The 19,433-nt window shown below is 41.4% G+C and carries 21 protein-coding genes; 14 read left to right on the top strand and 7 right to left on the bottom strand.

What is annotated here, in order from left to right; all coding sequences use genetic code 11:
- Position 1 precedes the first annotated feature (1 nt).
- Positions 2–964 (bottom strand): AraC family transcriptional regulator, encoded by a 963-nt coding sequence (locus tag GVT53_RS17080; RefSeq protein ID WP_166249698.1) that lies wholly within the window; start codon positions 962–964, stop codon positions 2–4.
- 51 nt (positions 965–1,015) lie between these two features.
- On the bottom strand, positions 1,016–1,387 hold the full coding sequence (locus GVT53_RS17075; protein ID WP_166249697.1) for a DUF7793 family protein: 372 nt from the start codon (positions 1,385–1,387) through the stop codon (positions 1,016–1,018).
- A gap of 345 nt (positions 1,388–1,732) precedes the next feature.
- Between GVT53_RS17075 and GVT53_RS17070 the strand changes: the two genes are divergently transcribed.
- The 6 genes from GVT53_RS17070 (at position 1,733) to GVT53_RS17045 (ending at position 6,220) form a co-directional block, all read left to right on the top strand.
- Positions 1,733–2,572, top strand: coding sequence for an RteC domain-containing protein (locus GVT53_RS17070; RefSeq protein ID WP_166249696.1), 840 nt, complete (start codon positions 1,733–1,735; stop codon positions 2,570–2,572).
- Between the two features lie 269 nt (positions 2,573–2,841).
- Positions 2,842–3,129 carry a helix-turn-helix domain-containing protein gene (locus tag GVT53_RS17065; protein ID WP_166249695.1) on the top strand — a complete coding sequence of 96 codons (288 nt, stop codon included), beginning with the start codon at positions 2,842–2,844 and terminating at the stop codon, positions 3,127–3,129.
- A complete protein-coding gene (locus tag GVT53_RS17060; protein ID WP_166249694.1) occupies positions 3,126–3,800 on the top strand; it encodes a hypothetical protein in 675 nt (224 codons plus the stop codon). The genes GVT53_RS17065 and GVT53_RS17060 overlap by 4 nt, the downstream gene beginning before the upstream one ends.
- Complete coding sequence (locus GVT53_RS17055) at positions 3,784–4,461, top strand: ATPase (RefSeq protein ID WP_166249693.1); 678 nt, start codon at positions 3,784–3,786, stop codon at positions 4,459–4,461. The genes GVT53_RS17060 and GVT53_RS17055 overlap by 17 nt, the downstream gene beginning before the upstream one ends.
- Positions 4,462–4,479: 18 nt before the next feature.
- The gene (locus tag GVT53_RS17050; RefSeq protein ID WP_166249692.1) at positions 4,480–5,541 is read left to right on the top strand and encodes an endonuclease/exonuclease/phosphatase family protein; all 1,062 of its coding nucleotides are present in this window, start codon (positions 4,480–4,482) and stop codon (positions 5,539–5,541) included.
- 148 nt (positions 5,542–5,689) lie between these two features.
- A complete protein-coding gene (locus tag GVT53_RS17045; RefSeq protein WP_166249691.1) occupies positions 5,690–6,220 on the top strand; it encodes a hypothetical protein in 531 nt (176 codons plus the stop codon).
- Between the two features lie 151 nt (positions 6,221–6,371).
- Here GVT53_RS17045 and GVT53_RS17040 read toward each other — a convergent pair whose 3' ends face one another.
- Complete coding sequence (locus tag GVT53_RS17040) at positions 6,372–6,941, bottom strand: N-acetylmuramoyl-L-alanine amidase family protein (RefSeq protein ID WP_166249690.1); 570 nt, start codon at positions 6,939–6,941, stop codon at positions 6,372–6,374.
- A gap of 296 nt (positions 6,942–7,237) precedes the next feature.
- Between GVT53_RS17040 and GVT53_RS17035 the strand changes: the two genes are divergently transcribed.
- Genes GVT53_RS17035 through GVT53_RS17000 form a run of 8 tightly spaced genes read left to right on the top strand, consistent with a single transcriptional unit; the run spans position 7,238 to position 14,063 of the window.
- Positions 7,238–7,531 (top strand): hypothetical protein, encoded by a 294-nt coding sequence (locus GVT53_RS17035; protein WP_166250523.1) that lies wholly within the window; start codon positions 7,238–7,240, stop codon positions 7,529–7,531.
- 36 nt (positions 7,532–7,567) lie between these two features.
- Positions 7,568–7,858 carry a hypothetical protein gene (locus GVT53_RS17030; RefSeq protein WP_166249689.1) on the top strand — a complete coding sequence of 97 codons (291 nt, stop codon included), beginning with the start codon at positions 7,568–7,570 and terminating at the stop codon, positions 7,856–7,858.
- Positions 7,833–10,259: a TraG family conjugative transposon ATPase gene (locus GVT53_RS17025; RefSeq protein ID WP_166249688.1), complete on the top strand. Its 2,427-nt coding sequence runs from the start codon at positions 7,833–7,835 to the stop codon at positions 10,257–10,259. Before GVT53_RS17030 ends, GVT53_RS17025 begins: the two co-directional genes overlap by 26 nt.
- Positions 10,246–10,851, top strand: a complete 606-nt coding sequence (locus GVT53_RS17020) for a conjugal transfer protein (protein ID WP_166249687.1) — start codon at positions 10,246–10,248, stop codon at positions 10,849–10,851. Before GVT53_RS17025 ends, GVT53_RS17020 begins: the two co-directional genes overlap by 14 nt.
- Before the next feature lie 11 nt (positions 10,852–10,862).
- On the top strand, positions 10,863–11,687 hold the full coding sequence (locus GVT53_RS17015; RefSeq protein ID WP_166249686.1) for a hypothetical protein: 825 nt from the start codon (positions 10,863–10,865) through the stop codon (positions 11,685–11,687).
- Between the two features lie 31 nt (positions 11,688–11,718).
- Positions 11,719–12,336 carry a conjugal transfer protein TraK gene (locus GVT53_RS17010; RefSeq protein ID WP_166249685.1) on the top strand — a complete coding sequence of 206 codons (618 nt, stop codon included), beginning with the start codon at positions 11,719–11,721 and terminating at the stop codon, positions 12,334–12,336.
- A gap of 6 nt (positions 12,337–12,342) precedes the next feature.
- Complete coding sequence (gene traM, locus GVT53_RS17005; protein WP_166249684.1) at positions 12,343–13,245, top strand: conjugative transposon protein TraM; 903 nt, start codon at positions 12,343–12,345, stop codon at positions 13,243–13,245.
- Positions 13,246–13,256: 11 nt separating this feature from the next.
- A complete protein-coding gene (locus GVT53_RS17000) occupies positions 13,257–14,063 on the top strand; it encodes a DUF4138 domain-containing protein (protein ID WP_166249683.1) in 807 nt (268 codons plus the stop codon).
- Between the two features lie 198 nt (positions 14,064–14,261).
- Here GVT53_RS17000 and GVT53_RS16995 read toward each other — a convergent pair whose 3' ends face one another.
- The 4 genes from GVT53_RS16995 to GVT53_RS16980 are packed head-to-tail and all read right to left on the bottom strand — an operon-like array spanning position 14,262 to position 19,310.
- A complete protein-coding gene (locus GVT53_RS16995; protein ID WP_166249682.1) occupies positions 14,262–15,287 on the bottom strand; it encodes a ComEC/Rec2 family competence protein in 1,026 nt (341 codons plus the stop codon).
- Between the two features lie 2 nt (positions 15,288–15,289).
- The gene (locus GVT53_RS16990; RefSeq protein ID WP_166249681.1) at positions 15,290–15,982 is read right to left on the bottom strand and encodes a hypothetical protein; all 693 of its coding nucleotides are present in this window, start codon (positions 15,980–15,982) and stop codon (positions 15,290–15,292) included.
- 3 nt (positions 15,983–15,985) lie between these two features.
- Entirely contained in the window at positions 15,986–18,175 is a 2,190-nt protein-coding gene (locus GVT53_RS16985; RefSeq protein WP_166249680.1) for a ThiF family adenylyltransferase, read from the bottom strand.
- Positions 18,176–18,179: 4 nt separating this feature from the next.
- The gene (locus GVT53_RS16980) at positions 18,180–19,310 is read right to left on the bottom strand and encodes a cobyric acid synthase CobQ (protein ID WP_166249679.1); all 1,131 of its coding nucleotides are present in this window, start codon (positions 19,308–19,310) and stop codon (positions 18,180–18,182) included.
- Positions 19,311–19,433: the final 123 nt, after the last annotated feature.

Here is a 19,433-nt window from a genome sequence, read left to right as displayed (position 1 = left end):
ATTATTTTGAAAGTTTCCGCAGTAGGGACGGCGTGTAACCATACATTTTTTTGAATTCCCGTGTAAAGTGGTTCCCCTTTTTGAAACCTACGGTCTTGGCAATGGCCAGGATGGTCTTGTTGGAGTGCTCTATCAGGATATGGGCCTTTCTGAGCCGTTCATATTTTTGATACTGAAAGGCCGTCATGCCGAAAAGCTCCTTGAATCCCTTTTTGAACTTGTACTCGTTGGTGTTGCAAATATGGGCCAGCTCTTTGATTGATGGCAGCGGCATATCCAGGTTATCCATAATATATCGTTCGGCCTTCCTTAGGTTATCCATATCCATGGCGTGGAGGATATGGGTCTCCGTTTTTTCTGGTCGGGGCAAAAGGCCATGGGCCTGTAATTGTTTTTTCAATTTCTTTTGAAGTAACCCCTGATCCGTTTCATCGTTCTTGATCAGTTCAAAACAGGTCACCATAAAAGTTCCCTCATGGTTCCAATGCTCTGGGAAATAGATCACATGACAATGGGCGGGGAGCTGGAGCCCCGATTGCTCTAAAAATGATACCCGAAGGGTCAGTTCCCAAACCCGATCTTTAGGGGATGCCTTCAACAGTTTTTTCCATCCCTTTTTTGAGCTTTTGTCCAGCAGTTGAGCAAATGGGCGACCGTTCAAGGTCCCTTCTTTGTAGTTTAATAGTGTTTCGACCCTTGGGTTGGTCCTAGTGACCTGGCCTATTTCATCCAGTTCAAAGAACAATTGAACGACCATTTCATAGGAGTTGTGGAGTTTGATAAAGCCTTGGTGCAGAAAGGCGTCCCTGAGTTCTTCGGTGGTGGTGTTCACCAAAAACGTCAGGGCCTCCAGTGCATCGTTTTTGTTCGTTCGTTGGATTTGGTAGGAGAAGTTTCCATTGGCGATATGTACCAATTGGTTGTAGATATCCTCTAATCTTTTTTTGTTTTCCGGGCTGTCCATATTCGTTTCCTTTTTTTGGATTCATAAACCATCGGAAACGGTATACGCTACCTATCGACGGTACAATAGGTACTTACGGGCCGTTTCCATGTCGGGGAACACTTTGATGGGCGCCAAACGCATTCGGATTGAAATGTATTTGGAGAAGACCTGTTCCAGGGGCGTGGCCGCTACCAGAATCAGTTCCTCGACCAGTTCGGCACCTTCTCCGGATAGATAGTGCCAGGCATCCTTTTCGATATGCCTGACCCCATTGATATTGCAAAGGATGCGGTAGGGTTTCCCCCGTTGCAGTGACATACGGCGGGCCACCGTTTTTTTGGCTCCAGAAAGGTCAATGGAAATACCCTCTTTCCAAACAAAAAAGAGGATATCATCACCCAACCACATGGTGGCCAATTCGGTTTCCACAATTCTTTTCATCCGTTGCGACTTTAAAATGGGCGTTTAAAATAAAAAATTTCTGAAAATATTTTTAACAAGAAAAATCTGCTTTTTTAACAAAATAGGCTCCAAAACGTAAAAAAACATATCCGTAAAGGATTTTTTTAGGCCCAAGCTTCCCTTTCAATAGAAAACTTTGTGGATTTTGATTAGTTTGAAAAAGTGCGGTTTGACACCAATGGTGGTAAGGAGTTCAAATTTAGAAAACTGATTTGTTACCGATTGGACCGATTTGAAGGATGTCCAGTTCAAAAGTTCCCAAAACATTAAAACGATGGGTCGTGACCACAGCAAGCTTTTGGAGACCAGTAAAGATTAGCTAAAATGAAATATCAAAAACTGCTATCGGAATTTGAGGGCCAATTAGAGGCCTTGGAGAGCGGAAACGGCGATATCCTCTACAAAGCGGAGAGGGGCATAGCACTGGTGGAAAAATGTATCCGCAAACTGCAAAAACAGATTGTGGGCCAAGATTTTGAGACGCAGGCCGACGAGATCTATTTTTTCAAGCATGTCAAGCCCCAGATTTTTAGCAAGCTGATCTATTATATCAGGCTCTTCAGTATTGAGAGCAAACGCCCTAGGGGAAAGGATGTGGCCCAGATCAAGTATCTCCAGCAACAAATCGATAAGCTGCAGACCTTCTTTAACGACAACTTGGAATTCTATAACTATTACCGGCGTGGGGCCATGTCCATGGACGAACAGTATTTTGTCCGGGGCAACCGGGATCTGCGCATGCCCTTGGAATCCTTCCACTTCTTGATCGATGATGAGTTCTCCACATGTCAGGACTGTACTGTGGCCACCATTATGGCCTATGATATGCTCATTGTTTATCTCAGAAAGGAAGTGGACGATTTGAATAACAATATGGAACCTACTAAGAACACTATTATGGAAAAGCCTTCAAAACTTTTTTGGACGGGTAGCAAGACCGATCTCATCGAGCTGCTCTATGCCCTGCATACCAGCAAATGCATCAATGGGGGCACTGTTGATATCAAGGAAATGGCCTCCCATTTCGAATACTTCTACAATGTTGACCTGGGCAATTACTACCACACTTTTATCGATATCCGCTCCCGTAAGAGCAGCCGGACCCGGTTCTTGGACCGGCTCATCGAGATGCTCAACCAGCGGATGGAATCCCTTGAAGAATAGACTCCGAATTTTTCCCAAGTTGGTACCAACTTGGGAATTCTGGTTTTCGAGGGTTTTGGCGCCCCTTTTTTGCGATTTTCAAGTTTTTTCGGACCTCCCAAGAGTACAAATGACCCTAAATCGATACAAATTGTATGTCAAAAAAATCGTTCCCAAGTTGGTACCAACTTGGGAATTTTTTCGAAAAAGGTTTTTCAGTTTTGTGGTCGAACCCGGATAGGGAATCCAGGACGCAACAGGTCCTATACCTATCCAAAAACCACAAACATATGGCAGCAACGATCATTACCACGGAAGACCTCATGGAATTCAAAGTCGAACTCTTGGAGGAGTTCAAGAACTTGATGGTGGAGCACACCCATCCCCAGCCCAAGAACTGGCTGCGCTCCAGTGATGTACTGGATCGATTGGAGATAAGCCACGGCACCCTTCAGAGCTTGCGCAACAAGAACATCATCCCCAGCTACAAAGTTGAGGGCATCCTTTTTTATGATGCCGAGGAAATCGACCAGATTATTCTGGAGAACAAGGTGGAATCCATAGACGGTATGGTATGAACTACATCAAGCACCTTAATGCGGCCTTGGTGGAAATCTATGGGGACGAGCGTTTGTGTCCCGGCCATATCAGTTTGTACCTGACCCTGTTCTTCTATTGGAATTTATACCGGTTTCCAGAGGAATTTCCGGTCAATCGCAGTGAACTGATGAAGATGGCCAAGATCGGTTCCAAGTCCACTTACCACCGTTTGTTGAAACAATTGGATACGATGGGCTACATCAGCTATTCCCCTTCTAACAGCCCGGCCCGTTCCAGTAGGGTCGGACTGTCCCAAAATTGGGACACCAGCGGTACGGTGATGGAACGAAGCCGTTCCATTTTTGGGACCTACTGTCCCATCAGTGTACCCGACACCTTATATAAGAAAACAAAACAAACGAACAAACGTTCTTTGGGAGCCAAGCCCAGAAGCCAATTGGAAGTCCTAAATTTTTTTAGGGAGAACGGATATGGAAAAGAAGAGGCCCAACGGTTCTTCAACCATTATCAGGCCATTGGCTGGAAGATAGGGGGCAAGATTTCCATTGTGGATTGGAAGGCAGCGGCGCACAATTGGATGCTCAAGGCTGATGAAATAAAAAAAGCAAATGGCACCTCCAAAGTCCCTTTTAGAACCCGGGATCCTTTGATGGTCGAAACACAAAAGGACTATGGGCAACCCCTCTAAGATAACGGAAGGTGGCATGGTCTATTCCCTGGGAGAGTTTGACGGGAAGCAGGTCGAATATGATTTCTCCAAGGTGCTAACCTATATGGAAGCCAAAGGGAAACTTCTGTTTGGACGCAATTTTAGGCTCTATCACGAGGACCATAAAGTCCTGTTGAAGCTGTGCAATTATATGGTCCGTGATCGTACCAGTTGTCTAGAACAGGGCATTGATCCCGATAAGGGGATCCTGCTCTCCGGGCCTGTAGGCTGTGGCAAGACTACCCTGATGAAATTGATTCGGCACATCACCCCGCATTATAAGCCTTACAAGGTCATCCCAGCACGGAACATTGTCTTTGGGTTTAACCATGTCGGCCATCGCATCATCGAGGACTATGGCAACGGGCAGTATTTCTGTTTTGATGACATTGGGGTGGAGCAAATGGGGCGACATTTCGGGAAGGACTGTAATGTCATCGGGGAAATACTGCTGTCCCGCCATGAGCTGTTCTTGGAATCGGGCCTCCGCACCCATGCGACCACCAACTTGAATGCCGAGGAGCTGGAGGAACGCTATGGCAAGCGTGTCCGGAGCCGTATGCGGGAACTGTTCAATTTGGTGGCCTTTGACCAAAATGCCCAAGACAAACGGGGGACAAAAAACACTGATAAAAAATAAAATCAAAAATCGACAATCATGAGAATAGCAACAATGAACATCCAGAACCTTTTTCACAGGGACCTTTCCTTTTTACGGCAAAACGCTTCCAAGAACCTTCAGGATTGGATGGAGGAATTTCAGGCCCTTTTGAAAAACCCCAACAAACAGCACCAAGATTTGGGGAGGATGCGGGAACTGGCCTTTTTGATGGGCTTCAGTCCACAGGCCACCGAACCTTTTTTAACGCTGCGAAGAAAATGTGGTCACCTTTACGTAAAACCTTTGGGCGAGGAACGTCAGACCAGGGCCACGGAGCGGGTCGGTTGGAACGGCTGGGTGGAACTCCGCACCTATCCCTTGGATGAAAAGCACCGGAGCGCCAAAGTGGGGTGCATTGCGGAGGCCGATCCAGATATTTTGGTATTACAGGAAGTGGAGGACAGACCATCGCTATCGGATTTCAACAGGAATTATCTAGGTCCCAAATTAAATGGTGCCTTTGAGCAGTGGCTCTTCACGGAAGGGAATGATAATAGAGGGCTGGGACATGCCATCCTCACCAGGAACGGTTACCGGATTGTCGGGTTCCAGCCCCATGCCCATGAACAAGACCAAGAAGGTGAAGATCTTTTTGAAATGGACTGCCCGGAATACACGGTGGTAACCCCGGCAGGGAAGGAATTGACCATCATCAGCGCGAGGTTCCAGCAGGATGGCCAGGATTTAGATCTTAGTGGGAAACGAAAGGAGCAGGCCCAAAAAGTCCGATCTTATTGTGACCGCTTGCTCATGCAGGGAAAGGACAATATTGTGGTGTGTGGAACCCTGGGGGAGGTTTCCTATGGGGATAGTTTGCGGCCCTTGTTAGGGGATAAAAAACTAAGGGACATACCCTGTCAGTCGATTTGTAAAATAATAAAGGGTAGAAAAGGGACAGAAGAGAAAGTATCCGAGAATTGGCTGGTCAAACACGATTATCTTTTGAGTTCTGGAGCATTATACTTTAGGGTTCGAGAAAGTGGGCTATGCTTTCCAACCATATCTCAGGAGGCATATGGATCAAAACCCCCATTATTATGGTTTGAATTTGGAAGTTAAATTAAATGTATGTCTTGTGATTTGTCTAGCAAATAAACTTGGGACAGTATATTATGTCTTTCACTGAACTTATACTTTTCAAAGTGTACTATGTTGAGGCATTAATTATAGCTGTTTTTAGTTATATTCACTTCTAAAAGGGTAAGATATGGATTACAGCAGCAACATTGATATAAGTTCGGATTTAACCGATTCTTCTAAATTTGATTTACATGACAGAAAATTAGAAATAGGTTCCCTGAACTTAGATAATTACAATTGTAGATTAGATAAGCACGTTTGTAAACTAATTTATGATGTAGAAGATTGTGAATTCTATCCTTTAGATGAAAATGACCAACACTCTGTTTTCATAGCATCTTGGATAAACTATTTTACTTGGTGGGATTTGCAAAATGAGAAAGATAAAGAAGGTCTCGTTAGTACTTATATATCTTTAGTGTCTAATAGGTACTATGAAAAAGTCCATTCAATTATAGGATTTAATATTATTGTCGGAAGGCCGGTAGAATCGGATTTGGATTGGTTTTATAAAGAACGTAATCTATTTAAACTACGTTTTAAGGACTTTCATCCAGTTGGTTTCTTGTCGACAGAACAGGAGTTTAAAATCAAAGATGAATTTAATGAGTTGTGTCAAGAGCTAGATGATTTGGTGAAAGGATCGAATAAAGCTTAATTGCGTCATCGACTATAAATTCAAAGTACAGTTCTATCGAAAGCGTCTCCTAATAATTTATTTTTTTGACCGGCTACTAATTTCCTTTATTAAGAAACTGACCATACGAGATAATAGTTCTCGAATCATAATTACAAGAGATAGAAATGCTTTAGTCATAATAAATCGTTTTAATCAGTGATTGTAAAATGGTCAGAGCTATTGCCGTTTGACTTTCTGTTTTTTTGGCAAATTCGGCTTCAACTCCATTGGAAATAAACCCCGTTTCCAATAGCAGGGAAGGACAGTGTCCATATGTATCGCGCAAAACTTGGAAGTTGGCATATTTGACCCCACGGTCATAAATACCCAATTTGCTTTGTAAATAATACGCCAATTTATTGGCAACGGCATAGGATTCACTGTCCACTTCTTTGTGGAACAAAAAGATTTCGAAACCTTGCGCTTTATGGTTCGGAGCCTGGTTGCAATGGATGGACACAAACACATCGGCTCCAAGTGCCTTGGCCAGCCTAGTGCGGGTACCCAAGGGGACCAAGGTATCCGTATATCGGGTCAGGTAGATTTCCAAACTGTCCCCGAACAATCTACGGTTCAATAAAAGACATCGCTTGGCTATATCCAAGACCACTTTCTTTTCCAAAATCCCGTTTGTCCCCACTGCCCCTGAATCGGGACCTCCATGGCCGGGGTCGATGACCACAATGGGCTTTTGCGCCATTGTTAGTGAACAGCAAACAAACATTACTAGGGAGCATAGGTACATTTTCATATCGGAACACATTTGTTTGAACAATTTCCAACGAACTGTTCATTCTGGTGCCAATCCTTCAATAATTAACAGCTTAAACTGTTAAAAAATGTGACTTTTGAAGCCTTTTCTTCATATCACTGGAAATTCCACATCGGAAAACCTCTTGGGCGATGAAAACAAGCTCAAGGGCCATTTCAATCAATTATCACAAACAGGTCCCCACTACCGAAGAATGGCGTGGGGCCATCAAAAAACGAACGGTCATGAAAAACTTTAAAAAATCAGTATTGCTATGTTTGGCACTATTTCTTTCCCAGGTCAGCTATCCCCAAATCGGGGGTATTGAAGATTCCGTCGCGGATATCTCGGATACTATCCGGGCCATTTTCCCCATCATCCTGGGCGTTATCTTCCTCATAGGCTTTCTTTTCAATGCGGGCCATTTCTTTGGGGAGAACGCCGACCTCAAGAAGGGGATCACCCGTGTTCTCGTCTTTGTGCTCATTGCCGGGGCGGTCGTTGGAATCTTCACCTATCTCATCGGTATTGTTGTCTAGGCGGCAAACAACTTTTTTATCCAACAACAAGATGATATGAAACAGTATAGTATCTATAGCAATATCCGTGTCCGCGCCTTGATCTTTGGATTGCCCGTTGATTTTTTTGCCCTCCAGATGATGGCCATTGTGGGCTCCCTCATGGCGATTATCTTCTCTTTTAGCTTGATGCTCCTTATTGGGGTGGGCTTTGTCAATGCAGTGCTTTATGGGGTCTTGCTCAAACTGGCCCAAGCACCGGGAATGCTCCAAATAGGGGTACGGTTCCCGCATAGTATCTCCAACAAAAAAATAACTCCTTATGAATACTACGATGAACTTTCATGAAAGCTATCCCATTTTGGATGTCGATCAGAACAGGATATTGGCCAACAACGGGAACATCGTCTATGCCTACAGGGTGGAACTGCCCGAGATCTACTCCCTGTCGGAGTCGGATTTCGAGGAGCTGCATGGCCATTGGTTCCAAGCATTGAAATCCCTCCCCATTGGTACGTTGGTACACAAGCAGGACATCTATCGAAAAACATCCTATGATGCCGGCCGATTGCCCAGTGACACCTACTTGGCCAAGGCCACAAGAGACCATTTTGAGGGCAGGGAACATCTTTCCCATGAGTGCCTGATCTTTTTTATCTGGCCCAAGAACAGGGCCATCAATAGCTCCGCGCTGATTAATCCTTTTGCCAAGGTATCCAAAAAGTTACCGGAAAAGCTAGGGGAAGGGGCGGAGGAGTTCGGCAAATCGGTTAGGGATACCGTTGGATTTCTCAACAATTCCACAAAACTAAAACTGTTACCCTTTAACCAGGCCGCAATGATCCAATACACCGATGCCTACTTCAACGGATTCAACGAAGGTTTTGATACGGACATGGTATTGGAAAAGAAAAAGGTCCAGGTCGGCGAGCATTGGTTCGGGGCCATGGCCGTGAACAATGAAGCCTGTTTTGGGGATACCGTGCAGACCAGTCGCCCCAACCCACATTATACTGCGGACGGTTTCTTGTTCCACCAAGGCTTTATCGACGGTTGCGGGCTTGCCTTTCCTGGAAATCATATCGTCAACCAGATTATCCATTTGGATGACCGGCACAAATGGCGCAAACAACTTGAAAAACGGTTGGAGGAACTCTCCAAGAGCAGCAATTTCGGATCCCGGAACAAAATGCTGTACGATAGGGTATCGGATACCCTTTCCAAGCTCAACCAAGATGATTCGGCATCTATCATCAGAGGCCAATTGAACGTGCTTTGTTGGGCAAAGGACCAGCAGCGTTTGGATCGATCGTTATCGGAACTCACCGCCTGTTTCAAGGAACTGGATATTAAACCCTACTGTCCGGTGGGCAAATCGCGCATCCATTATATGCTCAACAGCTATCCCATGTTTTCCAGCAATTTTGCGGATACCGACCTTTATGTCACCGACCTAAAACATGCGCTCTGTTTGTGGATCAATTCCACGAATTATCGCTCGGACAAAAAAGGAATCATTTTCAATGACCGTCTGGAAAACATACCTGTAGTCAAAGATGTATGGGATGAGGAAAAACGGCGTATCAAGGCCCGGAACTTTGCCATTTTTGCTCCCACGGGAGAAGGCAAGTCCTTTTTGGCCAACAATATATTACGGCAGTATTTTGAGCAGAATGTACGACTGGTGATCATCGATCTGGGCGGAAGCTATGCCAAGTTTGCCCAGTTGTACGCGAACCAGCACATTATCCTTAAATATGAACCCGGTAAAAACTTGGGCATCAATCCTTTTTATAAAACCCCTGGCGAAGCTGTCACCGCAGAGTGGTTGGAAGATCTGACAAACTTTCTGATAGAACTCTATGTCCCCGGCGAAGGGAGTAACAAAGCACAGGAAGTGGCCCTCAAGAAAATACTTCGTTCCTATTACGAAAGGGTCAAGAAAGGACATTGTCTGGATGGTCTATATCGGTACGTACAGGACAACCGTGTTAATCTGTTGGAGGAACTGGATATCGATTCCAGTTATTTCAACCTAACCAATTTTCTGCATATCCTCTCCGAATATGTTGGCGATGGCCTTTACAGTTTTCTTTTCAAAGCAGGGGAGGACCAATCGCATCGTTTGGAGGACAAGCGTCTGATCGTCTTTGAACTGGACGAGGTCAGGGACAACCGCGAGGTACTTTCGGTCATGCTCAAGCTCATCAAATCGGCCATCCAGCGCACAATTTGGCAGAACCGATCGGAGCAGGGCATCATCCTCTTCGATGAATTCGCCAAACAGCTCAAGTTTGACAATGTCTTGGAGAGTGTTGAATTCTACTATCAGGCCATCCGCAAACAGAACGGTGCCATTGGCATTGTCCTACAGTCCATCAACCAACTGCCGGAGAACCATACCTCGGCCACCATTCTGGAGAATACCCAGGTCATCTATAGCCTGCGCAATGAAAAGGGATATGGGGCACTGCGAGACCGCCTTAACCTGACTTCCCATGACGTGGACCAACTCCGCTCCATAAAGAACGACCTTAAGGGAGAGCGCAAGTATACAGAGATCTTTATCAAGATTGGGTCCGAGAGCAATATCTACCGCTTGGAAGTGCCCCCTGAGGCTTATGCCGCCTATCTCACGGATGGCTCCGAAAACCAGACCATAATGAATCTTTTTGAAAAGACCCATGATATGGAATTGGCCATTAAAGCATTTATCAATCAGAAAGAGCAAAAAAATGAAAACAAATAAAGACCGATTCTTCAGGAAAAAATTCTTGACATTGTTGTTGACGCTGATCTTCACGCTATTACTGCCCGGCCGTGCTACGGCCCAAGGGATGCCGGTATATGACAACACCAATTTTTTGTCCTTGGGCAAACAGTTGATCGAATCCGCCAAGCAGACCGCAGAACTCTTAAATATGGTAGAAGAGCTCAATGCCGTCAGGGAAAAGATAGAGAAGGTAAACAATGCCGTCAGGCAATACCAAGCGGTCAGGGATATCACCAAAAACAATGAAGAGCTTTTCGAGATGGTCGGGGACGACCTAAGGGAAGTATTGAACTCTCCCTATATCCATGGGGATGAAGTGGAGGTCATCACCAATGCCTTCAATGGCATCATGGAACATTCATTAAATCAGCTGGATTTTATGGAACAAGTGCTCAGCAATGATTTTTTGAACATGAGCGATGCGGAGCGCTTGAAGATTTTGGAGGACCAACGTGAGGCATCCCAAAGGATGTTGGTCGATATCAAGCTCAAAAAAAGGAGATATGACATGGTGATCTCCTTTCGGAAAATGAAGACCCTTATCAAGGACAGAAAATTGAACTATTAAAGGACATCGTTATGGGACTCGAATATGTGGATGCGGTCTTCCAGACCATTATGGACAGCAGTTTTGCCTCCTATACCATTGGAGGTATGAAGGCCTTGGCCGTGTTGTTCTTTTTGATCAACATCATCAAAAAATATTATGAGGGCGGGGCGAGCCGGACAGGATTGACCTGGGGGCTGACCCCGACCGATTTGGTCCGGAACTTTGCTGTAGTACTGGTAGTACTGTTCTCCACGGAAGTATTGGCCACTTTTGATACCATATTGGTGGCTATCGAGGGACAGTATAGGGAAACGGCACCGGAACTTATGCCACTCGCCCTTCAAGAGGTCGAAGTTACCGAAGAACCGGGATTGTTGGATGCTGCGTCCAAAGCCATGGGGTTGCTATATGAATGGCTGTCCACTCCTTTTTTGGGACTCCGGACCCTTGCTTGGATGGGGAGTGTGGTTCTTTGGATATTGGACTTGTTCATTTATCCGCTCTTTTTGGCCGAACGCTATTTTATCCTTGGAGTGATGCAGGCCTTTTTTCCATTGGTCATCAGTATGGCGGTCTTCGAGAAATTCCGTGAAATGGGGTACCGTTTCTTCAGGCTCTATGCAGCGGTGTATATGATCGTCCCGGCTTTCTTTTTGGTCAATGTTTTTGTCAATACGCTCTATCAGGAGGTAATCGACAACTTTTGGCCCAACCTTTTTGGGACGGATTATGGCAGCGAGCTGTTCGCTCCCTTGATCGAACTTGCAGGTATCGGCTTTATCGTGTTGTTGAAGTTCAAACTCTACAAAAGGGCGACCACCTTCACTTTTCGACTTTTTGCGGGAGGTGCATAGGGTATATAGTTAATTAGTCAAATAAACGTTTATGAAAAAAGTATATAAAAATATTACCGACGTACTGCGCCTGAACCGTTTTATCGTTTTGGCCGTGGTCATACTCTGTCTATTGACCAGTGGACTTTCCTTGGGCCTGTTGTACCACTATCAAAAGAAACTGTTGAACTCCGCTTTTGCTATAGGTGGGGATGGAGCCATTGTGCCCTTACAACTGGTCGACCAGCAGCAAAAACGCGAAGTGGAGGCCCTGACCCATATCGACCGTTTCCATCGGCTCTTCTATGGGATTGATGGCACCAATTACAGAGATCATCTGGAAAAGGCGCTCAGGTTGGGGGATGCCTCTGTGGATGCCATCTATCGACAGAAAAGATCGGACGGGGTCTATAACCGTTTGTTGCAGTTCTCCCTGCGACAGCAGATTGAACAAGTGGAGATTGAGTTGGACTTAAAATCGGAGCCTTATGGTTTTCGGGCAAGGACCTTATTCGAGGTCCATAGGGGCACGGTCACCGACCGCTACCAATTGGACACTTCTGGGAAACTCATTAATGTGGACCGGAACTTTCCGCACAATCCACATGGATTGCTGATCATCGATTTCTATGAGGATTCCCTTCGAAAACTAAAACCACAAACCAAATAAAGTAACATGAAACTGGAAAAAAACAAATTGTTGTTTATAGGACTGATGGTCTGCTTGCTCGGGTTTATAGTGCTCTACACCCTATCAATGGAGGAATCGGGAGACGGGGAATTAAAACAGCCGAAGGTGCCCACATTGACGGAAGAACCTGAGGAGTACCGCTCCAAATTGGAGGCTGTGGATGCCATCAAGGAAGAACGGGAAAGACCAAAACCCAGTCTTTACGGAGAACAGTATGTCGACTCCACGGGGGCCTATGACATTACATTTAAGGATAAGGAACGTCAGCGTATTGTTGACAGTATTTATAGGGAGGGACGTATCGATTATGGAGAAGGGATGTACCGAAAGCCTGATAAAGAGTTCCAAAATGAGAGCGAAATAAAATCCGAAACTCATAATCCTCCCATAACACCAGAACAAGAACGCATTCACTTTTCAACGGCCCATATTGCTTTTTTTTCTTCTCAACCGATAAAGCGGGATAGTGTTCATCTTCCCGTTGCAATCCTGGCCATGGTCAATGGAGAGCAGCGGGTAAGGGCCAAAAACCGATTGGAACTTCGGCTAAAGGAGGATGTTAAAATCAAGGGGATGTACTTCAAACGGAACACCTTGCTCTATGGCCTTGTTTCTTTTAGAACCAATCGGGTCTTTGTATCCATCGACCATATCGGTAAACACCCCATCCATTTGAAAGCCTACGATAAGTTAGATGGTGGAGAAGGCATATATATTGAGAACAGTTACCGTGAAGAAGCCACACGTGAAGTGATGGACGATGCCGTCCAGGATATCAACCTTCCTGGCATACCTCAAGTGAGCGGTATCAAACAAGTTTTTAGACGTTCCAATCGAACGGTGAAGGTGACCATTCATGATGGCTATCAACTCATTCTTAAACCTTAATATTCAAACCTATGAAAACGCTATATCTTTTTAGTTTACTGACCTTATCACTTTTTGGACTAAATGCCCAATCAGACACGCTGTATATCAACGACACCCATATATTGCCCATGATATTCCCAGAGCCAATTGAAAGGGCCGTAACCGGACATCCGAATTACACCTTTGGTTATAATGTCGATACACTGGAAAGATTGGGACTTTTACAAGGGAATCCCGGTACCGATAGCAACCTTTTGGTACTGACCCGAGACGGTCTGGCCTATTCCTATTATTTAGTCTATAGGGATGAACTTAAGATAAGTTATCGCTTTATAACTGAGAATGATGCTATCGGAAGTGTTTCATCTATAAAACTTTTGGATTCATTAAACCGGGAGAAAAAATGTTCCCCTCAAAATAGTATCCAATCTAATAGGACACAGTACCAAGAGGCAAGCAACTACTTTTTGGACCAAAGTTCCAAAATGCTCAAATCCAAACGTAGGAACGGAATCATTCTTCGATTGTGCGAAGTGGGTTATTTTGGAAAGCAAACCTATGTTGTCTTAGAAATCGAAAATAAATCCAAGATTGATTTTGAAGTTGATTTTGTCCAAATCTTTAAATCCCATGGAAATTCAAGAAAAAAATCTTCCTATCAAAAACTTATCATGGAGCCACTTTATAGGTATGGAATGCCCAAAACGGTCAGGGTTGGACAAAGGGAGCGATTTGTATTTGTAGTTCCCAAGTTTACCTTGGGCAGCCGTGAAAATTTATTGGTGGAGCTTCGAGAAAAGCGAGGTGATAGAGAAATGGTTGTTCGGTTAAAGTAATGTGCCTTTATTCAATATGATGAAGTTTTAGAAAAATGAACAGTTCTATCTAAGGGTAGCTTACATGAAGCGGATTATTATTTGGATGTAAAAAATATCAGGGCTATGGCATTGGCTATTTTGATGGGGATTATTGATTATTTGAAAAGTGGGTTATGAAAGAGTTTTGAAGTGCGGCATTCAGTTAAACCTTGAAAATTATAAAGGTTTTGCAGTATTCCAGTTTCTTTTTGGAAAAAGATTTGATGTAGAATTTATGTGCTTTGTTCCCCCTTTATGCGTACTATATACACTGCAATTAGAAAGATTCTTTTTGATACAGCTTATAACGGCTTTTCTTGGATGCTTTGCACTCCCATTTGCGGAAACCCAAAAATGATTTGGGTTAAAATAGGATACCCAATTGGTACTAATATTTCTTCTACTACCATGGTGTGGCAGTTGGCAAATGTGTAAGTTTTTTAAATCATAACCATTCTGTGTAGCAGATTCAAAAGAATCAATTCCAGCATCTGCAGTAAAAAGGTATTTCCTTCCACTTGAATCTGTGAATTTTGTGAGAACCGATGTTAGGTTTTCAGCTGAAGAATCATTTTTTTCGTCTAAAATCTTACATGGTATGAGCCCTTCTTCAACTTCGTTAACTTCAGATTCTTTTAGAGTATTAAGACCCATAAATTTAAGAGATTTAATATTCGTAAAATAGTCAAGCTGTTCTAAATAAAATTCTTTTGAAGGCCCAACAATTTCAAACAAGTTATGGTCTAGTTGAGTATCCGAAAATGCCTCTAATGGTACAATATTATATTGATTTAGAACAATTTTTAAATCATCAACATCTTGTAGTGACTCCATTATTCTCTTGACTTTTCTATTTGAATATAAAATGGACTCGTAGAGGCCTCGAATATCTGTCCTCCTTGCTTCATCGATGTACAAGGTTGGGTCGTTATAATAAAATCGCACAATTTGACTTTTAAAATAATGTACGATATCCGCCAAGCCGCCAATGTGGTCTTTGTGTGGATGGGTATTTATTATAAGTATAGGGCAATCTTTGATAACATGGGGCTTAATGTATTTCTCATAGTGGGCAATAATTGTAGTAGCATCTTTCGGATTGCCACCGTCAATAATTGTTACAAAATCCTGTCCATTGGTTTTAGTCCAAATAATTTGGCAATCTGCATTGCCTAGGTCTAACATATCAATACTAAAGTCCATAATCAATTCTGTAAAAACTGTTCAAATAATACCTTAGCATAATACTTTCCATAACGATTTATCAAATACTTACTGAATAAAATTGGTAATGCGTATAGAATAGCAAATCCAATACTAATGTTGAATGCTAATAAATTTGGAATAACACTTTTAAAAAAATAAAGATTTAGCAATGAAATCAATACAGCAATTAAGCAACCACCAATCAAGTTTCTAGTAAAGCCATATTCTATATTGTGTTGTAACAACAGATGATTATCTCTTGTAGCATTCCTAACTTGAGCAACAGCACTCACAATAGTTTTTCTGGCTTCCAGTTCATTTTTATCTTCTTCGCTTTTAGTAAAAAGCTCAATATCAAATTTTTCTTTAACTTTTTCACGAATATTTATTTTTGTTCTTTCTGCAAAGAAAGTGCCTGAATGAAGTAAAAAATTGGTTGTAGGCATATTTAATTCATCTTTAAAAAATACTTTTTGAAATAATTCTTTGGACACAAATCTGTTTATCTGGGTCATCAAGTAAATTATAGCTATTGAAATAGTTATATCACTTACCCATTTGTAGCCTTTAAGGAAATCTATGAAATCTATTACTTTCCCACTAAAACCAAAATAGTAAAGTGTCAATATTGGAATAGCACAAATTATAGTAGGGAATAGCCTAGCTTTTAGATAGTATTCTGTTGTTTTCATATACTAGATTTTAAGGTTGTTAAGGTATATTTGGAATTCTCCGCTGTCACCAAGAATAAGGATCAACGCTGGTTGGCCGTTAAGTTCAGCCTCTCTTGTAAGCTCAGCGAATTGGATTTTATCGTCCCCACTCATATTTAAACTACAATGTCTAGGATGGCTGTGCCATTCGCCCAAATATTTAAGATTCTGGTTTGTGATTTGACTTATTCTTTGCAATTCACCAGAAACACCATCAATACCCCTTATAAATAAAGTAGGTCTTTCAATACTATCCTTAGGAGATAAAATGGTGTGAGCAATGTATATTTTTTTGTAATAAGTATCGACAGTTCCAATTAAAACACCGCCAGTCTCATTAGGTAATTTATTATTTCTGTGTCTTGAAATTATATTCAGAAGATGGTCCTCATTTATTAATACAGTCCAATCACTAATAGAAACTTTATGCCAATTATCTATGGTAAAATTGAAGTGCTTTACAGATTGTAATTCATCAAGTCGCCAAATTTCAATATCTGCGGTGTTATTGGATAATTTTTTTTTGAAATTTTTTGCCGAAATACCAGAGAAAATAGATAGATTCTCCTGCGGTATCTTTGAAGTTATATCTCTACAACCTCTGGCATACCTTATTTTGCCACTTTGTTCAAATTCTAAGTGATTAGTTAAATTAGGGTTTTGTATTAATTCCTTATAATACTGAACTTCCAGAGTATCTAGGGGAAAAACTCCTTCATTGTCTTCAGTAAGCATTACTAAATCAGTACCGCTTGGATTTAGAAAGGAGGATAATTTTCTAGGACCTTCTATCTCATTTACCAAATATCTTTCAACTCCAATAGAGGTGGACATATCTATTACTATGTCTGATTCTTCTAATATGGTTTTGTCTAAACTAGAAACGGATAAAGGGAATGACTTAGAAAAATCGTTATCGCTCAAAAGTTCATTGGCCTGTTTGGACAATGCTTCTGCCTTATTTAGAGAAGTATGTTTCTCAATATTTGTTGACGCATGTCTGATAAAATTATGAGGAAGTAGAAAATCTTTGTCAATTAGGTTCCAGCTTCCAAATCCATTTCTGGCTAAATTCATAAAAAATTGAGAACCTAAAGCACCTATACCTACCAATGATATTTTATTGTCGATACCTTTGCTATTTTCAGTACCGCTATATTTTCTTGCCCACTCCACGTCTAGGTCTGGAATTGGGTTTAGTATTTCAATCTCGATTGCTTTCAAGTTTTCTTCAGAAAACTTTTCACCAGTATGGTGAATATCTTTAGTGCCCAAGATTGCGAACCCGTACATATTTAACATTTTGCCTAAGGAACAATCTACTTTAAAACATATAAAAGTCGGCTCGGTTTGGTCTTCATATCTAATAATTGGAATTTGGACATTTATGAAAAGTGTTGCTTCCCAGAAATCACGGTCTTTATTTAGTCCTAACCCTAGCTCCCCCAGTTCTAATATTCTGGGCTTTAAAAAAGCCTTAAAATCTACTCCTTTTGAATTAAATAATTCAATCAAGTCAAATAGATTATCTACCCTTTGATGTACGACTCCATTTTTTAGAGGAGTAATAGAAATAAATATTTTATGAAAACTCTTTTTTACAGGATCATCAGTACTTTTGTAGAAGTTCCCAGATAACTTACTAAAAAACCTGTGGGTATTGTTTCCCATAATCATTCCTCCATTGCCAATAATAAAAGGTTCTAAATGCTGGTCTTCTTGATGTAATGCATTGATAGCAGTCAATTCTAACCAATTCTTTATTGATTGTAAAAACACCGAACCAGACCAATTGTGCTTTAACTCTTCGAAAGTTTCCTCAAAAAGACAAAGGCTAACAGGTCGCTTATCTTTTGTAATGTTGGTATGGGGTAACCCTAAAGGAAAATCATTTCTTAGAGCATAAACTTTTGGTAAATTCTGATTGTTTATAGATGTAACGATTACTAAACTTTCTTCCTGACGTATATCGTTTATTGGATTGTTGGGAATATCAGGAAGAATATTTATGTAAATAAATTCTTGATGTTCATCATCGTTATTTGATATTTTCAATAACTTAATAGTATTATCAAAAGCAGAAATTGATGAAACAATTTGCTTTGAATGTTCATTTTTTAATTTATCCACATCTAATTCTTCACCCAACGGGTCTTTGTAATCTTGCTCCATATTTTTAACCTGCTCTAGATGGTTTTTTAACCCCAGCACCTATTGCTGCTGTTGCTGCTCTTTTTAAGGTTGTGCCATAATCATTAATCTCAAAAACTATTGGTTTTTTATGGTCATCATAAAATTTTTGTGTGTTCTCAAAGTTAGTTTTCCCTACAACTGAAACATATTCATCTCTTGCAGGGTAGTGTGGAGGGTTATCTTCGTCATCAACAACTAACTTGGAGGTAGCAACAACTTTTGCTCCAGTTAATTTATAGTTTAAAATATCCAAAGAAGTTTGCTTTGCTTTTGAATTATCGATGCCCTTGTCATCATCTTTATAAGGTGTGTCATTGAAAAAAGTCCAAGAACAATGGTGCGGTGTTTGAAAAATATCCCACTCTAGAGCATCAGTATTTTGGTTTTTTTCCGACTTCTCTTTTATTCTAGCCCATCTGTAATGGTCAGCATCACCTCCGTGCAGAATCCTACAAGAGTAATCGACTCCGTTACTTTTATAGAATCTAGCTTGGTAGACAATACTGGACATATTCCTATCGCCAATGGCATTACAATCGATAACATCCGCTTTGAATGGAGCATGAATAAATAAATCAAACTTTTCAAAACTAATTCCATTTGCTTCTGAGACAATATCCCCCGGTATATATTGAGGAACATTTGTAAAATTATTATTGTCATCATACCCCACTAATACTAATCTATTTCCACGCTCATCTTTGGAACTATCATTGTTTTTGTACAAATTTCTTCTGCGTTTTACTTCTTTTCTAATTACTCCTGCGTCAGAGTCATCTGATATATCTTCATCACTTAAAATATATTCATTGACCCATAGTTCATCTATAATAATTTTCTCGTCACCATCAACGTATGAACTCACCTTTCCGGTATGGAAGTGTATTCCGAAATTTTGGCAATGGTCATTGTCGTGGTGTGTTAATACAAAGATGTCCGTATAAGGTTTTTCATCTCTTTCGTCTAATTCTTGAATAAGGTCTTTTTTGACATCATAAATATCATCTTTAACCTCCCTAATTTTACAATCTGTAATAATATTAGTGTTACCAAGTTTAATCAACGAAGTATCACCATTTCCTACTGGGTAATATTTAATTTTTTTATTGCTCATTATTTATTTTTTTGATAAAATTATTTTCAATTTTTAAACCATTTATGGTTTTTGCTAGTATTATGACATAATGTCATTTTAATATTTCATTATTCTATAATTATGGTAGTTCTCTTAAAGGAA

Source organism: Flagellimonas oceani, from assembly GCF_011068285.1.
Classification (GTDB): Bacteria; Bacteroidota; Bacteroidia; order Flavobacteriales; family Flavobacteriaceae; genus Flagellimonas; species Flagellimonas oceani.
The sequence above is the reverse complement of the archived record's forward strand: the minus strand, read 5'-3'. Positions and strand labels throughout refer to the sequence as shown.

Bases quoted from the DNA above. Each gene is read 5' to 3' on its own strand.
- GVT53_RS17080 (WP_166249698.1), bottom strand. From the start codon at position 964: ATGGACAGCCCGGAAAACAAAAAAAGATTAGAGGATATCTACAACCAA.
- GVT53_RS17075 (WP_166249697.1), bottom strand. From the start codon at position 1,387: ATGAAAAGAATTGTGGAAACCGAATTGGCCACCATGTGGTTGGGTGAT.
- GVT53_RS17070 (WP_166249696.1), top strand. From the start codon at position 1,733: ATGAAATATCAAAAACTGCTATCGGAATTTGAGGGCCAATTAGAGGCC.
- GVT53_RS17065 (WP_166249695.1), top strand. From the start codon at position 2,842: ATGGCAGCAACGATCATTACCACGGAAGACCTCATGGAATTCAAAGTC.
- GVT53_RS17060 (WP_166249694.1), top strand. From the start codon at position 3,126: ATGAACTACATCAAGCACCTTAATGCGGCCTTGGTGGAAATCTATGGG.
- GVT53_RS17055 (WP_166249693.1), top strand. From the start codon at position 3,784: ATGGGCAACCCCTCTAAGATAACGGAAGGTGGCATGGTCTATTCCCTG.
- GVT53_RS17050 (WP_166249692.1), top strand. From the start codon at position 4,480: ATGAGAATAGCAACAATGAACATCCAGAACCTTTTTCACAGGGACCTT.
- GVT53_RS17045 (WP_166249691.1), top strand. From the start codon at position 5,690: ATGGATTACAGCAGCAACATTGATATAAGTTCGGATTTAACCGATTCT.
- GVT53_RS17040 (WP_166249690.1), bottom strand. From the start codon at position 6,941: ATGGCGCAAAAGCCCATTGTGGTCATCGACCCCGGCCATGGAGGTCCC.
- GVT53_RS17035 (WP_166250523.1), top strand. From the start codon at position 7,238: ATGAAAAACTTTAAAAAATCAGTATTGCTATGTTTGGCACTATTTCTT.
- GVT53_RS17030 (WP_166249689.1), top strand. From the start codon at position 7,568: ATGAAACAGTATAGTATCTATAGCAATATCCGTGTCCGCGCCTTGATC.
- GVT53_RS17025 (WP_166249688.1), top strand. From the start codon at position 7,833: ATGAATACTACGATGAACTTTCATGAAAGCTATCCCATTTTGGATGTC.
- GVT53_RS17020 (WP_166249687.1), top strand. From the start codon at position 10,246: ATGAAAACAAATAAAGACCGATTCTTCAGGAAAAAATTCTTGACATTG.
- GVT53_RS17015 (WP_166249686.1), top strand. From the start codon at position 10,863: ATGGGACTCGAATATGTGGATGCGGTCTTCCAGACCATTATGGACAGC.
- GVT53_RS17010 (WP_166249685.1), top strand. From the start codon at position 11,719: ATGAAAAAAGTATATAAAAATATTACCGACGTACTGCGCCTGAACCGT.
- traM (WP_166249684.1), top strand. From the start codon at position 12,343: ATGAAACTGGAAAAAAACAAATTGTTGTTTATAGGACTGATGGTCTGC.
- GVT53_RS17000 (WP_166249683.1), top strand. From the start codon at position 13,257: ATGAAAACGCTATATCTTTTTAGTTTACTGACCTTATCACTTTTTGGA.
- GVT53_RS16995 (WP_166249682.1), bottom strand. From the start codon at position 15,287: ATGGACTTTAGTATTGATATGTTAGACCTAGGCAATGCAGATTGCCAA.
- GVT53_RS16990 (WP_166249681.1), bottom strand. From the start codon at position 15,982: ATGAAAACAACAGAATACTATCTAAAAGCTAGGCTATTCCCTACTATA.
- GVT53_RS16985 (WP_166249680.1), bottom strand. From the start codon at position 18,175: ATGGAGCAAGATTACAAAGACCCGTTGGGTGAAGAATTAGATGTGGAT.
- GVT53_RS16980 (WP_166249679.1), bottom strand. From the start codon at position 19,310: ATGAGCAATAAAAAAATTAAATATTACCCAGTAGGAAATGGTGATACT.